General features: G+C 56.4%; 12 protein-coding genes. 4 read left to right on the forward strand and 8 right to left on the reverse strand.

What is annotated here, in order from left to right; all coding sequences use genetic code 11:
• From ACW9H9_RS27045 to ACW9H9_RS27060, 4 genes are all read left to right on the forward strand, one after another.
• On the forward strand, positions 1-189 hold a 189-nt coding region (locus ACW9H9_RS27045), incomplete at its 5' end, for a hypothetical protein (RefSeq protein WP_457374542.1).
• A 491-nt stretch (positions 190-680) separates the two neighbouring features.
• Positions 681-1,031 carry a DUF4354 family protein gene (locus ACW9H9_RS27050; protein WP_457374543.1) on the forward strand — a complete coding sequence of 117 codons (351 nt, stop codon included), beginning with the start codon at positions 681-683 and terminating at the stop codon, positions 1,029-1,031.
• Between the two features lie 415 nt (positions 1,032-1,446).
• Positions 1,447-2,577, forward strand: coding sequence for a nitrilase-related carbon-nitrogen hydrolase (locus ACW9H9_RS27055; RefSeq protein WP_457346410.1), 1,131 nt, complete (start codon positions 1,447-1,449; stop codon positions 2,575-2,577).
• 2 nt (positions 2,578-2,579) lie between these two features.
• Positions 2,580-3,620, forward strand: coding sequence for an AraC family transcriptional regulator (locus ACW9H9_RS27060; RefSeq protein ID WP_457346409.1), 1,041 nt, complete (start codon positions 2,580-2,582; stop codon positions 3,618-3,620).
• Positions 3,621-3,882: 262 nt separating this feature from the next.
• Here ACW9H9_RS27060 and ACW9H9_RS27065 read toward each other — a convergent pair whose 3' ends face one another.
• The 8 genes from ACW9H9_RS27065 to ACW9H9_RS27100 all read right to left on the reverse strand — a co-directional run.
• Entirely contained in the window at positions 3,883-4,668 is a 786-nt protein-coding gene (locus ACW9H9_RS27065; RefSeq protein ID WP_457346407.1) for a DUF2242 domain-containing protein, read from the reverse strand.
• Between the two features lie 196 nt (positions 4,669-4,864).
• Positions 4,865-6,739 carry a SurA N-terminal domain-containing protein gene (locus tag ACW9H9_RS27070; RefSeq protein ID WP_457346405.1) on the reverse strand — a complete coding sequence of 625 codons (1,875 nt, stop codon included), beginning with the start codon at positions 6,737-6,739 and terminating at the stop codon, positions 4,865-4,867.
• Between the two features lie 229 nt (positions 6,740-6,968).
• Complete coding sequence (locus ACW9H9_RS27075; RefSeq protein WP_003174819.1) at positions 6,969-7,241, reverse strand: HU family DNA-binding protein; 273 nt, start codon at positions 7,239-7,241, stop codon at positions 6,969-6,971.
• Positions 7,242-7,390: 149 nt separating this feature from the next.
• A complete protein-coding gene (gene lon / locus ACW9H9_RS27080; RefSeq protein WP_457346404.1) occupies positions 7,391-9,787 on the reverse strand; it encodes an endopeptidase La in 2,397 nt (798 codons plus the stop codon).
• Between the two features lie 145 nt (positions 9,788-9,932).
• Positions 9,933-11,216, reverse strand: coding sequence for an ATP-dependent Clp protease ATP-binding subunit ClpX (gene clpX, locus ACW9H9_RS27085; RefSeq protein ID WP_457346403.1), 1,284 nt, complete (start codon positions 11,214-11,216; stop codon positions 9,933-9,935).
• A 112-nt stretch (positions 11,217-11,328) separates the two neighbouring features.
• Positions 11,329-11,964 carry an ATP-dependent Clp endopeptidase proteolytic subunit ClpP gene (gene clpP / locus ACW9H9_RS27090; protein ID WP_457346402.1) on the reverse strand — a complete coding sequence of 212 codons (636 nt, stop codon included), beginning with the start codon at positions 11,962-11,964 and terminating at the stop codon, positions 11,329-11,331.
• Positions 11,965-12,055: 91 nt separating this feature from the next.
• Entirely contained in the window at positions 12,056-13,366 is a 1,311-nt protein-coding gene (tig, locus tag ACW9H9_RS27095; protein WP_457346400.1) for a trigger factor, read from the reverse strand.
• A gap of 414 nt (positions 13,367-13,780) precedes the next feature.
• The coding region (locus tag ACW9H9_RS27100) for a hypothetical protein (RefSeq protein ID WP_457346399.1) at positions 13,781-13,970 on the reverse strand (190 nt) is incomplete at its 5' end.

Genomic DNA, 13,970 nt, shown 5'->3' on the forward strand with positions numbered 1-13,970 from the left:
AAAGCGTCTATGGCTCGGCTGTCGAAACATAGTGGCCTACTTCAGACCATCCCTAAGATAGTACAACGGGCACGCTCACGCACCTGGATCATGCCGGGATGGGCCTGCAAAAAAAACAATAATACAAACCGCTATTTCCTTCCAAATCAACACAATACGACCTCTTTAGGTAGAGGCAATGCATTTTAACGGAAAGAGTTGCCACGGCAGAGGCACTCAGCGCAGAGCTTTGCAAGATGATGCCCCTCTTGCTGAACCGCTGCAAATCGCAAGGCAGAAGGAAGCAGTACGTTATCACCTGCCTGAAGGGGAGGAATCCAAACCTGATGAACGCTCTGGCCCGCTACTTGACCAGCCAAGAGCAACAGCCTTGCGTTTTGCCTTAAACAACCCACCCCACGCGTCAGCGGGCTCCACTTAACAAGCAATCTAAAACACCAATAGCTTGTTAAATCATCTTCACACTTAAAGACGAAAACCAACCGTGGAAATTTCCTAGGCATGCGTAGGAAATTTCCCACCCCCCTCGCAAATTGATATTCGCCAGCCTGTTATTTCGATTCCTGGGATTTTTCCTACATACTTAATCCGGCTCCGCTGGTAATTTTTAAATTTAATAGAAACCCGCTGAAACAATTTTCTGGAAAAACAATGAAATACGGCATTTTTTTGCTTCGTTTATCTGCGTTATAAGTTTGTCCGCTTATGCGGTAACCACGCAGGGTTCTCTCGTGATGTATTCAACTGAGCAGGATCAGGATTCAACCTGGACGAATAGCAAAGTGACTTATGCCAGAACTTTCGACGCCATGCTGCTAAATCGCGTCGAGAACGATGTCAATCCAAGCACTGTGTGCTACCAGACTGACGATGCCGAAGGAAGCTGTTATAAACTGAACAACGTGGGCGAGACATTAACTAAAGTGTTCCTAAAATCGGCAGAGGCTATTAAAGGCTTTTATCATTTTATCTCTGAAAGTGCCGGCACCTATGATGCCTATATCATCAAAATCCTGCTTAGCTGCAAATAACCTCGACCCAATGCTCTACAGAGAGTGAACATTCAAACGCTGTGGCGCAACACGCCATGCACCTTGCGTCGAACCCGCACCGTTTCACCCTCGCCCTTCCCCCGCGCATAACCGATCATGTGCATGCTCTGTGATATCACGCAGGCTTGATGACCATGTATTTGATGATAATGTGAGGCTCTCTCGCGCATCTCTGCCAGAATGCACGTCTTCAGGAACTTGCTCGGGACCTTCAGACACAAAGTATCGAATCGTCAAGAATCCGCGCCAACAGCGGCGGAAAGCCGTGAGAGCCGCATGAGGCAATAATGGCTGTCGATTTTCAAAGACTCATTCTAATCTACGTTTTTTGCACCTCATCTATAAGCTTTTGAGAGAAAATGCACCCCCAGCACAGGGCTATCACCATTTCTTTATGCGTAAACTAGTTGTTTTCACCTTTCTCATGACCTTGGTCGCCGGTGTCTGCGCCTACTTGATCTGGACAGAAAAACGCCCCGTGGGTCACTATCTTTCCGACCTACGGATCAGCCTGACCGTCAATGAGGGGGCCCCTACCGACCGTGGCAACCTTCTGGGCGTCCAGCCGCAGTTGTTTCCTGCCGATTACCAGAGCCTGGAACGCCTGCATTTGAAATTCGCCGCGTATTTGCAAAAGGCGCGCGACAAGGGCCTGATCAATGACAAGACGGTCGTCGTGTTGCCTGAACACGTAGGCACCTGGTTGATGCTGGGCGGCGAAAAAAACGAGTTGTATCAGGCCGCCAGCTTTAAAGAAGCGATGAACTGGCTGTCGATCAGCAACCCGTTGCTGTTTCTGCGCGCCCTGATTAGCGCCAAAGGTAACAATCGCATCGAGGACGCGTACCTGCGCATGAAGGCCCCCGCGATGGCACGCGACTATCAGATCCTGTTTGGCGGCCTGGCCAAGGAGTTCGGTGTGACGTTGGTGGCGGGCACCATCGCCCTGCCCAACCCCAGCGTCAGCCATGGGCAATTGCACGTCGGCCACGGCCCCCTGTACAACGCAAGCCTGGTATTTGGTCGCGATGGTTTTCCGATAGGCCAACCACAACGCCAGCTTTATCCGAGCTTGGACGAGCGCGGCTTTATCGAACCGGGCGACGAGCGTTCGATCAACGTGATTGATACGCCCGCCGGGCGCTTGGGCATCCTGATCGGCAGCGACAGCTGGTACCCGGCGAACTATCAGAAGCTTAACGAACGCGGTGCACAACTGGTCGCCGTACCGGCACGGGTGATCGGCCGCGGCACCTGGGAGAAACCTTGGCGTGGCTTTAAAGGTGTGTCAACGCCCTCAGAGATCAGCCTCAAACCCGAAGAACTCAGTGAAGGCGACGCCTGGCGCCGCCTCACGCTGATCAGCCAGCGCCCCATAAGCCAGGCCACCGCGGGTATGAGTGTGTTCCTGAACGGCCAGTTCTGGGACCAGGCCAGTGTAGGGCAAAGCTTTCTCAGCCATGATGGTCAGGTCTTTGCCGACGGCAACGCCCGTGGTGCGCGCTTACTGAATGTCTGGCTATAGCGATGAAGCAGACCACGATGCGCCTGGGGGATTTGTCGGTGGGTTTCGTCCACACCCTAGTCGATGCCATCAGCAGCCACGGCCTGGACCCGCAGCCGCTACTGCTGCAATACGGCCTGGACGCAGCACGCCTGGGGGAAGCCGGCGCCCGACTGTCCATCCCGCGCTACATGCGCCTGGGCCACGCCGCCATCCAACTGACCGGCGACCCGGCGCTGGGCCTGCGCATGGGCAAGCTCAGCCGCTTGAGCCAGATGGGGTTGGCCGGTGTCACCGCCGCCCAGGCCCCCACCGTGCGTGAAGCCGCCCGTACCCTCACCCGCTTCGAGGCGCTCTACGGTTCCAACTACCGCGGGCAATCGAGCTTTCATGAAGATGCCGACGGCGCCTGGCTGCGGTTCTATTCCATCAGCCCGTACAACGCTTACAACCGCTTTGTGGTGGACTCGATCATCGCGGGCTGGCTGCATCAGTTTTCGCAGCTGTGCCATCAACCGGTGCGGGCGCAGCGCATCGAGATCGAGTTCCAGGCCCCGGACTACAGCGAACGCTACAGCGAGTTGGGGGATTGCCCGATCCACTTTGGCGCCGACGCCAATCAGGTGCGGCTCAGCCAGCCCACCCTGGCGCTGCGTAACCCCGAACACTGCCCCAGTACCTGGCAATCGCTTGTACAAGTGTGTGAGAGGGAGTTGGAGCAATTGACGCGCACCCGCAGCCTGCGCGAACGCATTACTCGTTTGCTCGGGCCGATGCTCAAGGGTGGCCGGGAACCAGACCTGGAAGAAGTGGCGGCACGCTTGAAACTGCCGACCTGGACACTGCGCCGCAAACTGGCCGAAGAAGGCACCCGGTTTCGCGCAATTCTCAACGATACCCGCCGCGACCTGGCCATGACCTACATTCGCGACACCGAGCTGGCATTTGGCGAGATCGCCTACTTGCTCGGGTTTGCTTCAGCAGAAGCGTTTCAACGGGCGTTCAAACGGTGGAACAACCAGACCCCAGGGGAATTTCGCCGCAGTCAGCGGCATTCCACCTGACGTCTGTTCTTACAACTCGGTGGCATCGTCTGTCGGATCCAGCGGATCCAATTCAAAGGCCTGATACTCGAGCAGTTCTTCTTGGTAATCGTCCATCAGTGACTCCTTGTTTAATCAGAAGGTGTTGATTACTGACCTGCAACACCAGCCTAAAGTGCCGTCATGACGAAAAAATGTCTGCGTCATGACGTTCCTGCACTCAAGGATTAAACGTAGCAGCCTTGGACCGATTTAACCAAGCAAGAAAACACCGATACCGTTATTAACGTGCGGGCGTGGGTAACGGCGGAATCACTTCGGTCGGGGCTGGCAGCAGCGGGTTGGTCGGTGCAGGCGCCTGCAGCGCGGGCTCCTGCGGCGTGATCGGCTCCGAGGCCGCGGGGGCAGGCGCTGCAGCAGGCGCTACCGGGACAGGCTGCACGTCCTTGGGCACTTCGATTTTTTCCACTGGCGCAGTGGCCTTCGGCTCCGGCACACCCAGGTCCGCTTTCGGCGCTTCGGGCACATTCTCGGCAGCTTTCACTTCCTGTGGCAGGAACACGTCCACCAGCGAAAAGTAACGGTCGTAGAACTTGGACGAGGTGACCGTCTCGCTGGCCACCTTCACCATCGAGTCGTCGGTGGAACCAATCGGCATCGACACCGAACCCAGCACGCCCACACCAAGGCTTGCAGAGTTGTTGACCTTCTTCAGTGCATAACGGTCTTGCAAGGCATTGGCGAACATCGTTGCATGATTGTCGCTGCCGTCCTTGACGCAAACCACGTTGAAGCTGATCTGCAGGTGGGTTTCACCGGTCTGCTGGAAACTCTTGTTACCGCTGACCAGTTTGGGGTCGCTGCTGGTGATGATGTAACCCTGGCTCAGGAGTGCACGACGCGCCGCTTCACAAGCCGCCGAATCGCTTACGGGGTAGTTCCGGGAGAACGTGCCGGAGTCGTCGAAATTCTCATGGTCATAGATGGCGGTCTTGGGTGACGAGCAGCCCGCAACGCCCGCCAGCACCAGCGCGACCCCAAGGGTACGCAAGGGAAATGATATCGACATTGAAAATCCTGAGGAAAAACGGTCAGGGCGGTATTGTGCAACAGAACGCAGGTTTGGCGTGCGGATTCCTGTCGGTAAAGTTTCAAAGGTTTGCTCGACAACACGTGGCAAAAAAATCATTCGCCTGCGTACTCCAGGCAAAAAAAGACCCCGGCCTCTTCAGGTCGGGGTCTTTTTTGTCAGCCCGCTAACACCGTTAAAACTTCTTGATGTCAGCCTGGTTTTCCAGCTGTTTGCGGTACGCAGCGAAGTCCTGCTGGCCCACGCGCGAGGCGAGGAAGCGGCGGTACTGCGCTTTTTCGTCGTCGGTCGGCGCGGCCGCTTCGTTGACGCCGTTCAAGCGTACGATCACCACGCTGCCATCAGGCAGGGTTACGTCGGTGAAAGTCGGCTTGTCCTTGGCCGCAGGCTTGCTCATGCGGAACAAGGCTTGCAGCACGCTTGGGTCGACGCCTTCCTGGCTACGGGTAGCCGCTTCGGTGACTTTCCAGGCCTGGCCATCCACCGGCTGGGTCAGCGCGACCTTGCCGTCACGCAGGCCGGCAATCAGCTCCTGCGCGTGGGTCTTGGCAACCGCGCTGGCGCGTTCCTTGGCCATTTGCGCACGGATAGACGTGGCAACACTTTCCAGCGGCAACTGGGTAGGCTTGAGGTGCTCCTTGGCGCGCACGACCACCACGGTGTCCGGGTCCAGATCGATGGCGGTGCTGTTGGCACCCTCATCCAGCACTTCCGGGCTGAACGCAGCCGTAACCACGGCGCGGTTGGCCGCAATGCCTTCGCCGCCTTCACGGCCGAACGGCTTGGTGGTCTGCACGGTCAGTTTCAGGTCCGAAGCAGGCTGGGCCAGGTCGGAGGCTTCAAACGATGCATCTTCAAGCTGCTTGGTCGCTTCGACGAAACGCTGTTCAACCTGCTGGGTCTTGAGCTCGCGGGTCAGCTTGTCTTTGAGGCTGGCAAACGATGGCACTTGCGGTGCTTCAACGCCCAGCAGCTTGATCAGGTGCCAACCGAAGCTTGAGCGGACCGGCGCGGACACCTGGTCTTGCTTGAGCTCGTACAGCGCGGTTTCAAATGCGGGGTCATACACGCCGGGGCCTGCAAAACCGAGATCACCGCCATTGTTCGCCGAACCTGGGTCCTGGGAGAATTCCTTGGCCAGGGCCTCGAATTTCTCGCCCTTGGCCAGGCGCGCCTGGATCTCTTCGATCTTGGCTTTGGCCTGCGCCTCGGTGACCTTGTCGTTGACCTCAATCAGGATGTGCGCCGCGCGACGCTGTTCAGCGAGGTTGGCGGTTTCTTTCTGATAAAGCGCCTGCACATCCTCGTCCTTGACGGCAACCTGGTCAAAGAAGGACGACTTCTTGAGCTCCAGGTAATCGATCACCACCTGATCGGGGGTCATGAATTCTTTGGCGTGCTGGTCGTAGTAGGCCTTGACCTCATCGTCGGTGAGTTTCACCGCCGCAGGGTCAGCCTTGACGCTGACGGTCGCGAAATCGCGGGTCTGTTTTTCCAGACGAGCAAAAGCGAGGACTTCGGCGTCGGTCACAAAACCGCTGCCCGCAATACCTGCGCGCACTTGGCCGATGAGCATTTCCTGGGTCAGCATCTGACGAAATTGCATCCGGCTGTAGCCCAACTGGCGAATCACTGCATCGAAACGCTCAGGGTTGAACTGGCCGTCTACCTGGAATTCCGGCGTTTGCAGAATGACCTGGTCCAGTGCAGCTTCAGAGAAGGCAAACTTGGAATCGGCGGCGCCTTGCAGCAGCAGCTTGCGATCGATCAGGCCTTTTAGGGCGGCTTCACGCAGCAGTTTTTCGTCCAGCAGCGAGGCGTCGAAATCCTTGCCCAGCTGTTGCATCAACTGGCGACGTTGCATATCGACGGCCTGGCTCAGCTCGTTTTGGGTGATTTCATCACCGTTGACCTTGGCCACGTCCTGCTTGTTACTCATGGAAGCCTGAAAAATGGCTTCGATACCGGTGAACGCCATCAATGCGACGATGATCCCGATAATGGTCTTGGCAATCCAGCCTTGTGAATTGTCCCTGATATTTTGCAGCATGCGTCCCCCAGAAACGGTTGAACTTCAAAAATTAGGCAACCGTGGAGCGTGGGTAGAGTCCGGATAGAAGAAAGGCGCATCCGAGGATGCGCCTTCTCGTAACTGGCAGAGCGGACGGGGATCAAATCCATCACCCCGGTGTGCGGCCCCAGACACGTGGGCCAGCTTGCCGCTCCGCTGCCAGGCAGGACCTGAGTCCAACCCGGGTAGGCAAAGGCGAGAACGAAGCTTAGTTGACGGCTTCTTTCAGGGCTTTACCGGCTTTGAAACCTGGTTTTTTGGCAGCGGCGATCTGCAGCGCCTTGCCGGTCTGTGGGTTACGGCCAGTGCGCGCTGGGCGGTCGGTCACAGAGAACGTACCGAAACCTACCAGTACTACGGAGTCGCCGGCCTTCAGAGCGCCAGTGACGGATTCGATCACTGCGTCCAGCGCACGGCCAGCAGCAGCTTTCGGGATATCAGCGGATGCAGCGATAGCATCAATCAGTTCCGACTTGTTCACTCTAAGTCCCCTTATTTATCTATGAGTATGATTCTAAGTTTTTTTGGTGAAAGCAAAAACCAGTGCTGAATGGCCTACAGACACTTAAGAGCCGCTTTATAACAAGGGCTCTAAAAAGCTGTCAAGGAAGGCCCCCCGGCATATACCTATTAATGCGTGCTGATTCTTTCCTTAGCGTCAGACTCGCGTTTTTCATCCTTGGCAACTATCTCGGGAGCCACATCTGGCAAGGGCTCCGGCGCGTATTGCAGCGCAATTTGCAGGACCTCGTCAATCCATTTAACCGGTTTAATCTGAAGATCCTGCTTGATGTTGTCAGGAATTTCCTTCAGATCACGAACGTTCTCTTCGGGAATGATCACGGTCTTGATACCACCGCGGTGCGCTGCCAACAATTTCTCTTTAAGGCCACCGATGGCCAGCACCTGACCACGCAGGGTGATTTCGCCAGTCATGGCCACATCGGCGCGCACGGGAATACCGGTCAAGGCCGATACCAACGCCGTGCACATGCCGACCCCGGCACTCGGGCCGTCTTTGGGCGTGGCACCTTCGGGCATGTGGATGTGGGTGTCATGCTTTTCGTGGAAGTCCAGGGGGATCCCCAGGCTCTTGGCGCGGCTGCGCACCACGGTTTGCGCGGCTGTGATGGATTCGACCATCACGTCACCGAGGGAACCGGTCTTGATCAACTGGCCTTTGCCCGGGATAACAACAGACTCGATGGTGAGCAATTCGCCCCCCACTTGCGTCCATGCCAGCCCCGTCACCTGCCCCACCTGGTCCTGCTGCTCAGCCAGGCCGTAGCGGAATTTACGCACGCCCAGGAAGTGCTCCAGCGAGTCAGCCGTTACCTTCACCGAGAAGCGTTTTTCCAGCGCATGTTCCTTGACCGCCTTGCGGCAGATCTTCGCAATCTGGCGCTCCAGGCCCCGCACACCGGCCTCGCGGGTGTAGTAACGAATGATGTCGCGGATAGCCTCGACCTCAAATTCGATCTCGCCTTTTTTAAGGCCGTTGGCCGAAATTTGCTTGGGCGCGAGGTATTTGACGGCAATGTTGATCTTCTCGTCTTCGGTGTAACCCGGCAGACGAATCACCTCCATCCGGTCCAGCAAGGCTGGCGGAATGTTCATGGAGTTGGAGGTGCACAGGAACATCACGTCGGACAGGTCGTAGTCGACTTCAAGGTAATGGTCGTTGAAATTGTGGTTTTGCTCGGGATCGAGCACTTCCAGCAGGGCCGAGGCCGGATCGCCACGCATGTCACTGCCCATTTTGTCGATTTCATCGAGCAGGAACAGTGGGTTGCGGACCCCCACCTTTGTCATCTTTTGAATCAATCTTCCTGGCATCGACCCGATATATGTACGGCGATGACCCCGGATTTCGGCTTCATCACGCACGCCGCCCAGGGCCATGCGCACGAATTTGCGGTTGGTCGCATTGGCAATCGACTCTGCCAGCGAGGTTTTACCCACACCAGGAGGCCCTACCAGGCACAACACCGGGCCGCGAATTTTCTTAACGCGCTTTTGCACGGCGAGGTATTCGAGGATGCGTTCTTTGACTTCCTCAAGACCATAGTGGTCGGCATCGAGGATATCTTCGGCGCGGGACAGGTCCAGGCGAACCTTGGTTTGGGCCTTCCACGGCACCTGCACCAACCAATCGATGTAGGAACGAACCACGGTGGCTTCGGCCGACATCGGCGACATTTGCTTGAGCTTGTTCAGCTCGGCGGTGGCCTTGGTCAGCGCATCTTTAGGCAGGCCAGCGGCATCGATACGCTTTTTCAGCTCCTCGATCTCGTTGTGGCCTTCTTCGCTGTCCCCCAGCTCCTTCTGAATGGCCTTCATCTGCTCATTCAGGTAGTACTCGCGCTGGCTGCGTTCCATCTGCTTTTTGACGCGACCGCGGATACGCTTCTCGACCTGCAACAGATCGATTTCGGCATCCAGCAAGGCCAACACGTGTTCTACACGGGCCGACAGGTCAATGATTTCGAGGATGTCCTGCTTCTGCTCGATCTTCAGCGCCATGTGGGCGGCCATGGTGTCGACCAGGCGGCTTGGCTCATCAATGCTATTGAGGGAAGAGAGCACTTCTGCGGGGACTTTCTTGCCCAGTTGCACGTATTGCTCGAACTGGGACAACAGGCTACGCACGAACACTTCAGACTCGCGCTCTGGCGCGTCCACTTCATCGATCAGCGCCACTTCAGCGCGCAGGTGGCCGTCCACCTCCATGAAGCGCTCGACGGCGCCGCGCTGCTCGCCCTCAACCAGCACCTTGACGGTGCCATCAGGCAGCTTGAGCAGTTGCAGTACGGTAGCAATGGTGCCTACGCGATACAGGGCATCTTCGCCAGGATCGTCATCGGCAGGATTTCTCTGGGCCAACAGCAGGATCTGCTTGTCGCCCGTCATCGCGGCCTCGAGGGCTTCGATAGACTTCTCGCGCCCCACGAACAGCGGGATAACCATGTGCGGATACACGACGACATCACGCAATGGCAGGAGAGGCAATTCAATGGTGGTCTTCATGATTTCGCCTCTATGACAGATGAAAGTAAGCTTGAAGCCAAGATGGGGGCTGCCTGCAAAAAAAACAAGCTTAATGCCAGCAGTTAAACGCAGTAAAAACAAAGGGGCCCCGAAAGGCCCCTTGGTTGATCCGACGGCGCAACGCTTACGCGTCTGGCGCAGCCTTGGCAGCGGGCTCATTGTTCTCGTAGATGAACAATGGCTTGGACTTGCCTTCAATAACGCTTTCGTCGATCACCACTTTACTCACGTCGGTCACCGACGGGATTTCGTACATGGTGTCGAGCAGTACGCCTTCAAGGATCGAACGCAAACCACGAGCGCCAGTCTTGCGCTCCAGCGCACGCTTGGCCACCGACTTGAGTGCATCGGTGCGGAACTCGAGGTCAACGCCTTCCATTTCAAACAGCTTGGCGTATTGCTTGGTCAGGGCGTTTTTCGGCTCGGTCAGGATCTGGATGAGTGCAGCTTCGTCCAGCTCATCCAGGGTCGCCAGGACCGGCAGACGGCCAACGAATTCCGGGATCAGACCGAACTTGACCAAATCGTCAGGCTCGACTTCACGCAGGGACTCACCGACTTTCTTGCCTTCTTCCTTGCTACGCACTTCTGCACTGAAGCCAATGCCGCCACGGGTGGAACGGTTTTGAATCACCTTTTCCAGACCGGAGAATGCGCCGCCGCAGATAAACAGGATGTTGCGCGTATCAACCTGAAGGAATTCCTGCTGCGGGTGCTTGCGGCCGCCTTGTGGCGGTACGGAAGCGACCGTGCCTTCGATCAGTTTCAACAGAGCTTGCTGCACGCCTTCGCCGGAAACGTCCCGGGTGATGGAAGGGTTGTCAGACTTGCGCGAAATCTTGTCGATTTCATCGATGTAGACAATGCCCATCTGGGCCTTTTCAACATCGTAATCGCACTTCTGCAGCAGTTTCTGAATGATGTTCTCGACGTCCTCACCCACATAACCCGCCTCGGTGAGGGTGGTTGCGTCGGCGATGGTGAACGGAACGTTCAACAGGCGAGCCAGGGTTTCTGCAAGCAAGGTTTTACCCGAGCCTGTAGGACCGATCAGCAGGATGTTGCTCTTGCCGAGCTCGACTTCGTCATTTTTCTTGTCACGCTGGTTCAGACGCTTGTAGTGGTTGTAGACCGCTACCGCCAAAACCTTTTTTGCACGCTCTTGACCAATCACGTACTGGTCAAGGATGCCGCTGATTTCTTTAGGCGAAGGCAATTTATGCGCACTGCTTTCGGCCTGTGCCTCCTGCACCTCCTCACGGATGATGTCATTGCACAGGTCGACGCACTCGTCGCAGATAAAGACCGAGGGGCCGGCAATCAACTTGCGTACTTCATGCTGGCTTTTGCCACAGAAGGAGCAATAGAGCAGCTTGCCGTTGTCCTCGCCGTTGCGGGTGTCAGTCATTCGTTCGATCCAAATCCGATAGGCTTGCAACACAAGATGAAGGCTATTGCGGGCTTTTTCAAGCCCGCCGGTGATCGGACACGCCGACCAGCCTTATTTTGAGCGGCTTATATTAAGCGGGGCGCTTTTCGATCACTGCGTCGATCAGACCATAGGCACGGGCAGCTTCAGCACTCATGAAGTTGTCGCGATTGGTATCGCGCTCGATTTCTTCCAGCGTGCGACCGCTGTGCTTGGCCATCAAGGAATTGAGACGCTCACGAATGAACAGGATTTCCTTGGCATGGATCTCGATATCCGAGGCCTGGCCCTGGAAGCCACCCAGCGGCTGGTGAATCATCACGCGCGAGTTGGGCAGGCAGAAACGCTTGCCTTCGGCACCGGCCGTCAGCAGGAATGCACCCATGCTGCACGCCTGACCAATACAGGTGGTCGACACGTTTGGCTTGATGAACTGCATGGTGTCGTAGATCGACATGCCCGCTGTCACCGAACCGCCGGGAGAGTTGATGTAGAGATGGATATCCTTGTCCGGGTTTTCCGCTTCAAGGAACAGCAGCTGCGCACAGATCAGGTTGGCCATGTAGTCCTCTACCGGGCCCACCAGAAAGATCACTCGCTCCTTGAGCAGGCGCGAGTAGATGTCGTAGGCGCGTTCGCCACGAGCGGACTGCTCGACAACCATCGGGACCAGGCCGCCAGCGGCCTGGATATCAGAGTTCTGCTGAATATAGGAATTACGGAACATGCTCTGCAGTTACTCCCAAATAGTCATGTCTTGAAAACGCATAAGCCAGCGCGAGGCTGGCTTATGGTTGTATTTCCAACGAGTTGGACAATCAGTCGGCTTGTGCTGCTTCGGCCGGCTTGACTGCTTCTTCGTAAGAGACCGCTTTATCGGTCACCTTAGCCTTCTGCAGAACAGTATCCACAACTTGTTCTTCAAGCACAACCGAACGCACTTCGTTCAGCTGCTGGTCGTTCTTGTAGTACCAAGATACAACTTGCTCAGGCTCCTGGTAGGCCGAAGCCATTTCCTGGATCATTTCGCGAACGCGGGCTTCGTCAGGCTTGAGCTCGAACTGCTTGACCACTTCAGCCACGATCAGGCCCAGCACGACGCGGCGCTTGGCTTGCTCTTCGAACAGCTCGGCCGGCAGTTGGTCAGGCTTGATGTTGCCACCGAACTGTTGAACGGCCTGCACGCGCAGACGGTCCACTTCGTTGGACAGCAGCGCCTTAGGCACTTCAATCGGGTTGGCCGCCAGCAGACCGTCCATGACCTGGTTTTTAACCTTGGACTTGATGGCCTGGCGCAGCTCGCGCTCCATGTTCTTGCGAACTTCGGTGCGGAAGCCGTCGATACCGGTTTCCTTGATACCGAACTGGTTGAAGAACTCTTCGTTCAGCTCTGGCAGCTTAGGCTCGGAAACGGTGTTGACCGTCACGGTGAACTCGGCGGCTTTACCGGCCAGGTCCAGGTTCTGGTAGTCAGCCGGGAAGGTCAGGCTCAGAACGCGCTCTTCGCCAGCTTTAGCGCCAACCAGGCCGTCTTCGAAGCCCGGGATCATGCGGTTGGAACCCAGCACCAGCTGAGTACCCTGGGCGGAGCCGCCAGCGAACACTTCGCCGTCAACCTTGCCCACGAAATCGATGTTCAGCTGGTCTTCGTTCTGGGCAGCACGGTCAGCCACTTCAAAACGGGTGTTCTGCTTGCGCAGGATTTCCAGCATGTTGTCCAGGTCGCTATCAGCCACGTCAGCGCTCAGGCGCTCTACGGCGATAGAATCGAAACCGGCAACGGTGAACTCAGGGAACACTTCAAACGTTGCAACGTATTCCAGGTCCTTGCCCTTCTCCAGCACTTTAGGCTCAACCGAAGGTGCGCCAGCCGGGTTCAGCTTTTGCTCAACCACAGCTTCGTAGAAAGAAGACTGGATGACGTCGCCCACTGCTTCCTGGCGCGCATCAGCTTCATAACGCTGACGGATCACGCTCATTGGCACTTTGCCTGGACGGAAGCCTGCGATCTTGGCCTTTTGGGCAGTCTGCTGCAGACGCTTGTTGACCTGAGTCTCGATGCGCTCAGCCGGCACGGTGACGCTCAGGCGGCGCTCGAGAGCAGAAGTATTTTCAACAGAAACTTGCATGGATATTCCTCGTTGCACAGACGTTAGCCGGCCATTTCCGACCCCAATCAAGGGCATGCATTCTAGTGGGTCAAACTCAAGAAGTCACCCTGCTGAAAATGCACGAGAAAACAGCCGGTAATTTATCGGTACGAATGCACGAATGCGCTTCGCCCCGGTGACAAATACGATCAATCACGCCAGGGCTCTGGGCCAACCCTTCTATATATAGAAGCCTTCGCCGACCCTCCTCCTGGCAACCCATTCAACAGTGGGCAAGGCAGCATCATCGGGAAACATAAAGACGACGAAACGCCCCGCCTCGCAGCCCGAAACCCGCGACTGCAACAAAACTCAAACGCTATAAACGCAAACGGCACAGCCCTTTTTCAGGTACTGCGCCGTCAATCGCTATCAGATAGCTGTGCCCATCCATCAAGACTGGATTGACACCATACGTTCAAAACCGGCAGCGATTCTAACGCCAAGGTCTTGAGAATGCTTGTTTTTTCGCGACACAAAAGATCGCGCAAAAAAAAACGCCAGGCTGATCAGCCTGGCGCTTTCAAGAATATGGGGTGGACGATGGGGATCGAACCCACGACAACAGGAGTCACAATCCTGT

The sequence above is a fragment of the Pseudomonas sp. SDO5215_S409 genome (assembly GCF_054071325.1).

Coding starts and splice junctions, on each gene's coding strand:
- ACW9H9_RS27065 (WP_457346407.1), bottom strand. CDS start 4,668: ATGTCGATATCATTTCCCTTGCGTACCCTTGGGGTCGCGCTGGTGCTG.
- clpP (WP_457346402.1), bottom strand. CDS start 11,964: ATGTTCCGTAATTCCTATATTCAGCAGAACTCTGATATCCAGGCCGCT.
- ACW9H9_RS27070 (WP_457346405.1), bottom strand. CDS start 6,739: ATGCTGCAAAATATCAGGGACAATTCACAAGGCTGGATTGCCAAGACC.
- ACW9H9_RS27060 (WP_457346409.1), top strand. CDS start 2,580: ATGAAGCAGACCACGATGCGCCTGGGGGATTTGTCGGTGGGTTTCGTC.
- clpX (WP_457346403.1), bottom strand. CDS start 11,216: ATGACTGACACCCGCAACGGCGAGGACAACGGCAAGCTGCTCTATTGC.
- lon (WP_457346404.1), bottom strand. CDS start 9,787: ATGAAGACCACCATTGAATTGCCTCTCCTGCCATTGCGTGATGTCGTC.
- ACW9H9_RS27055 (WP_457346410.1), top strand. CDS start 1,447: ATGCGTAAACTAGTTGTTTTCACCTTTCTCATGACCTTGGTCGCCGGT.
- tig (WP_457346400.1), bottom strand. CDS start 13,366: ATGCAAGTTTCTGTTGAAAATACTTCTGCTCTCGAGCGCCGCCTGAGC.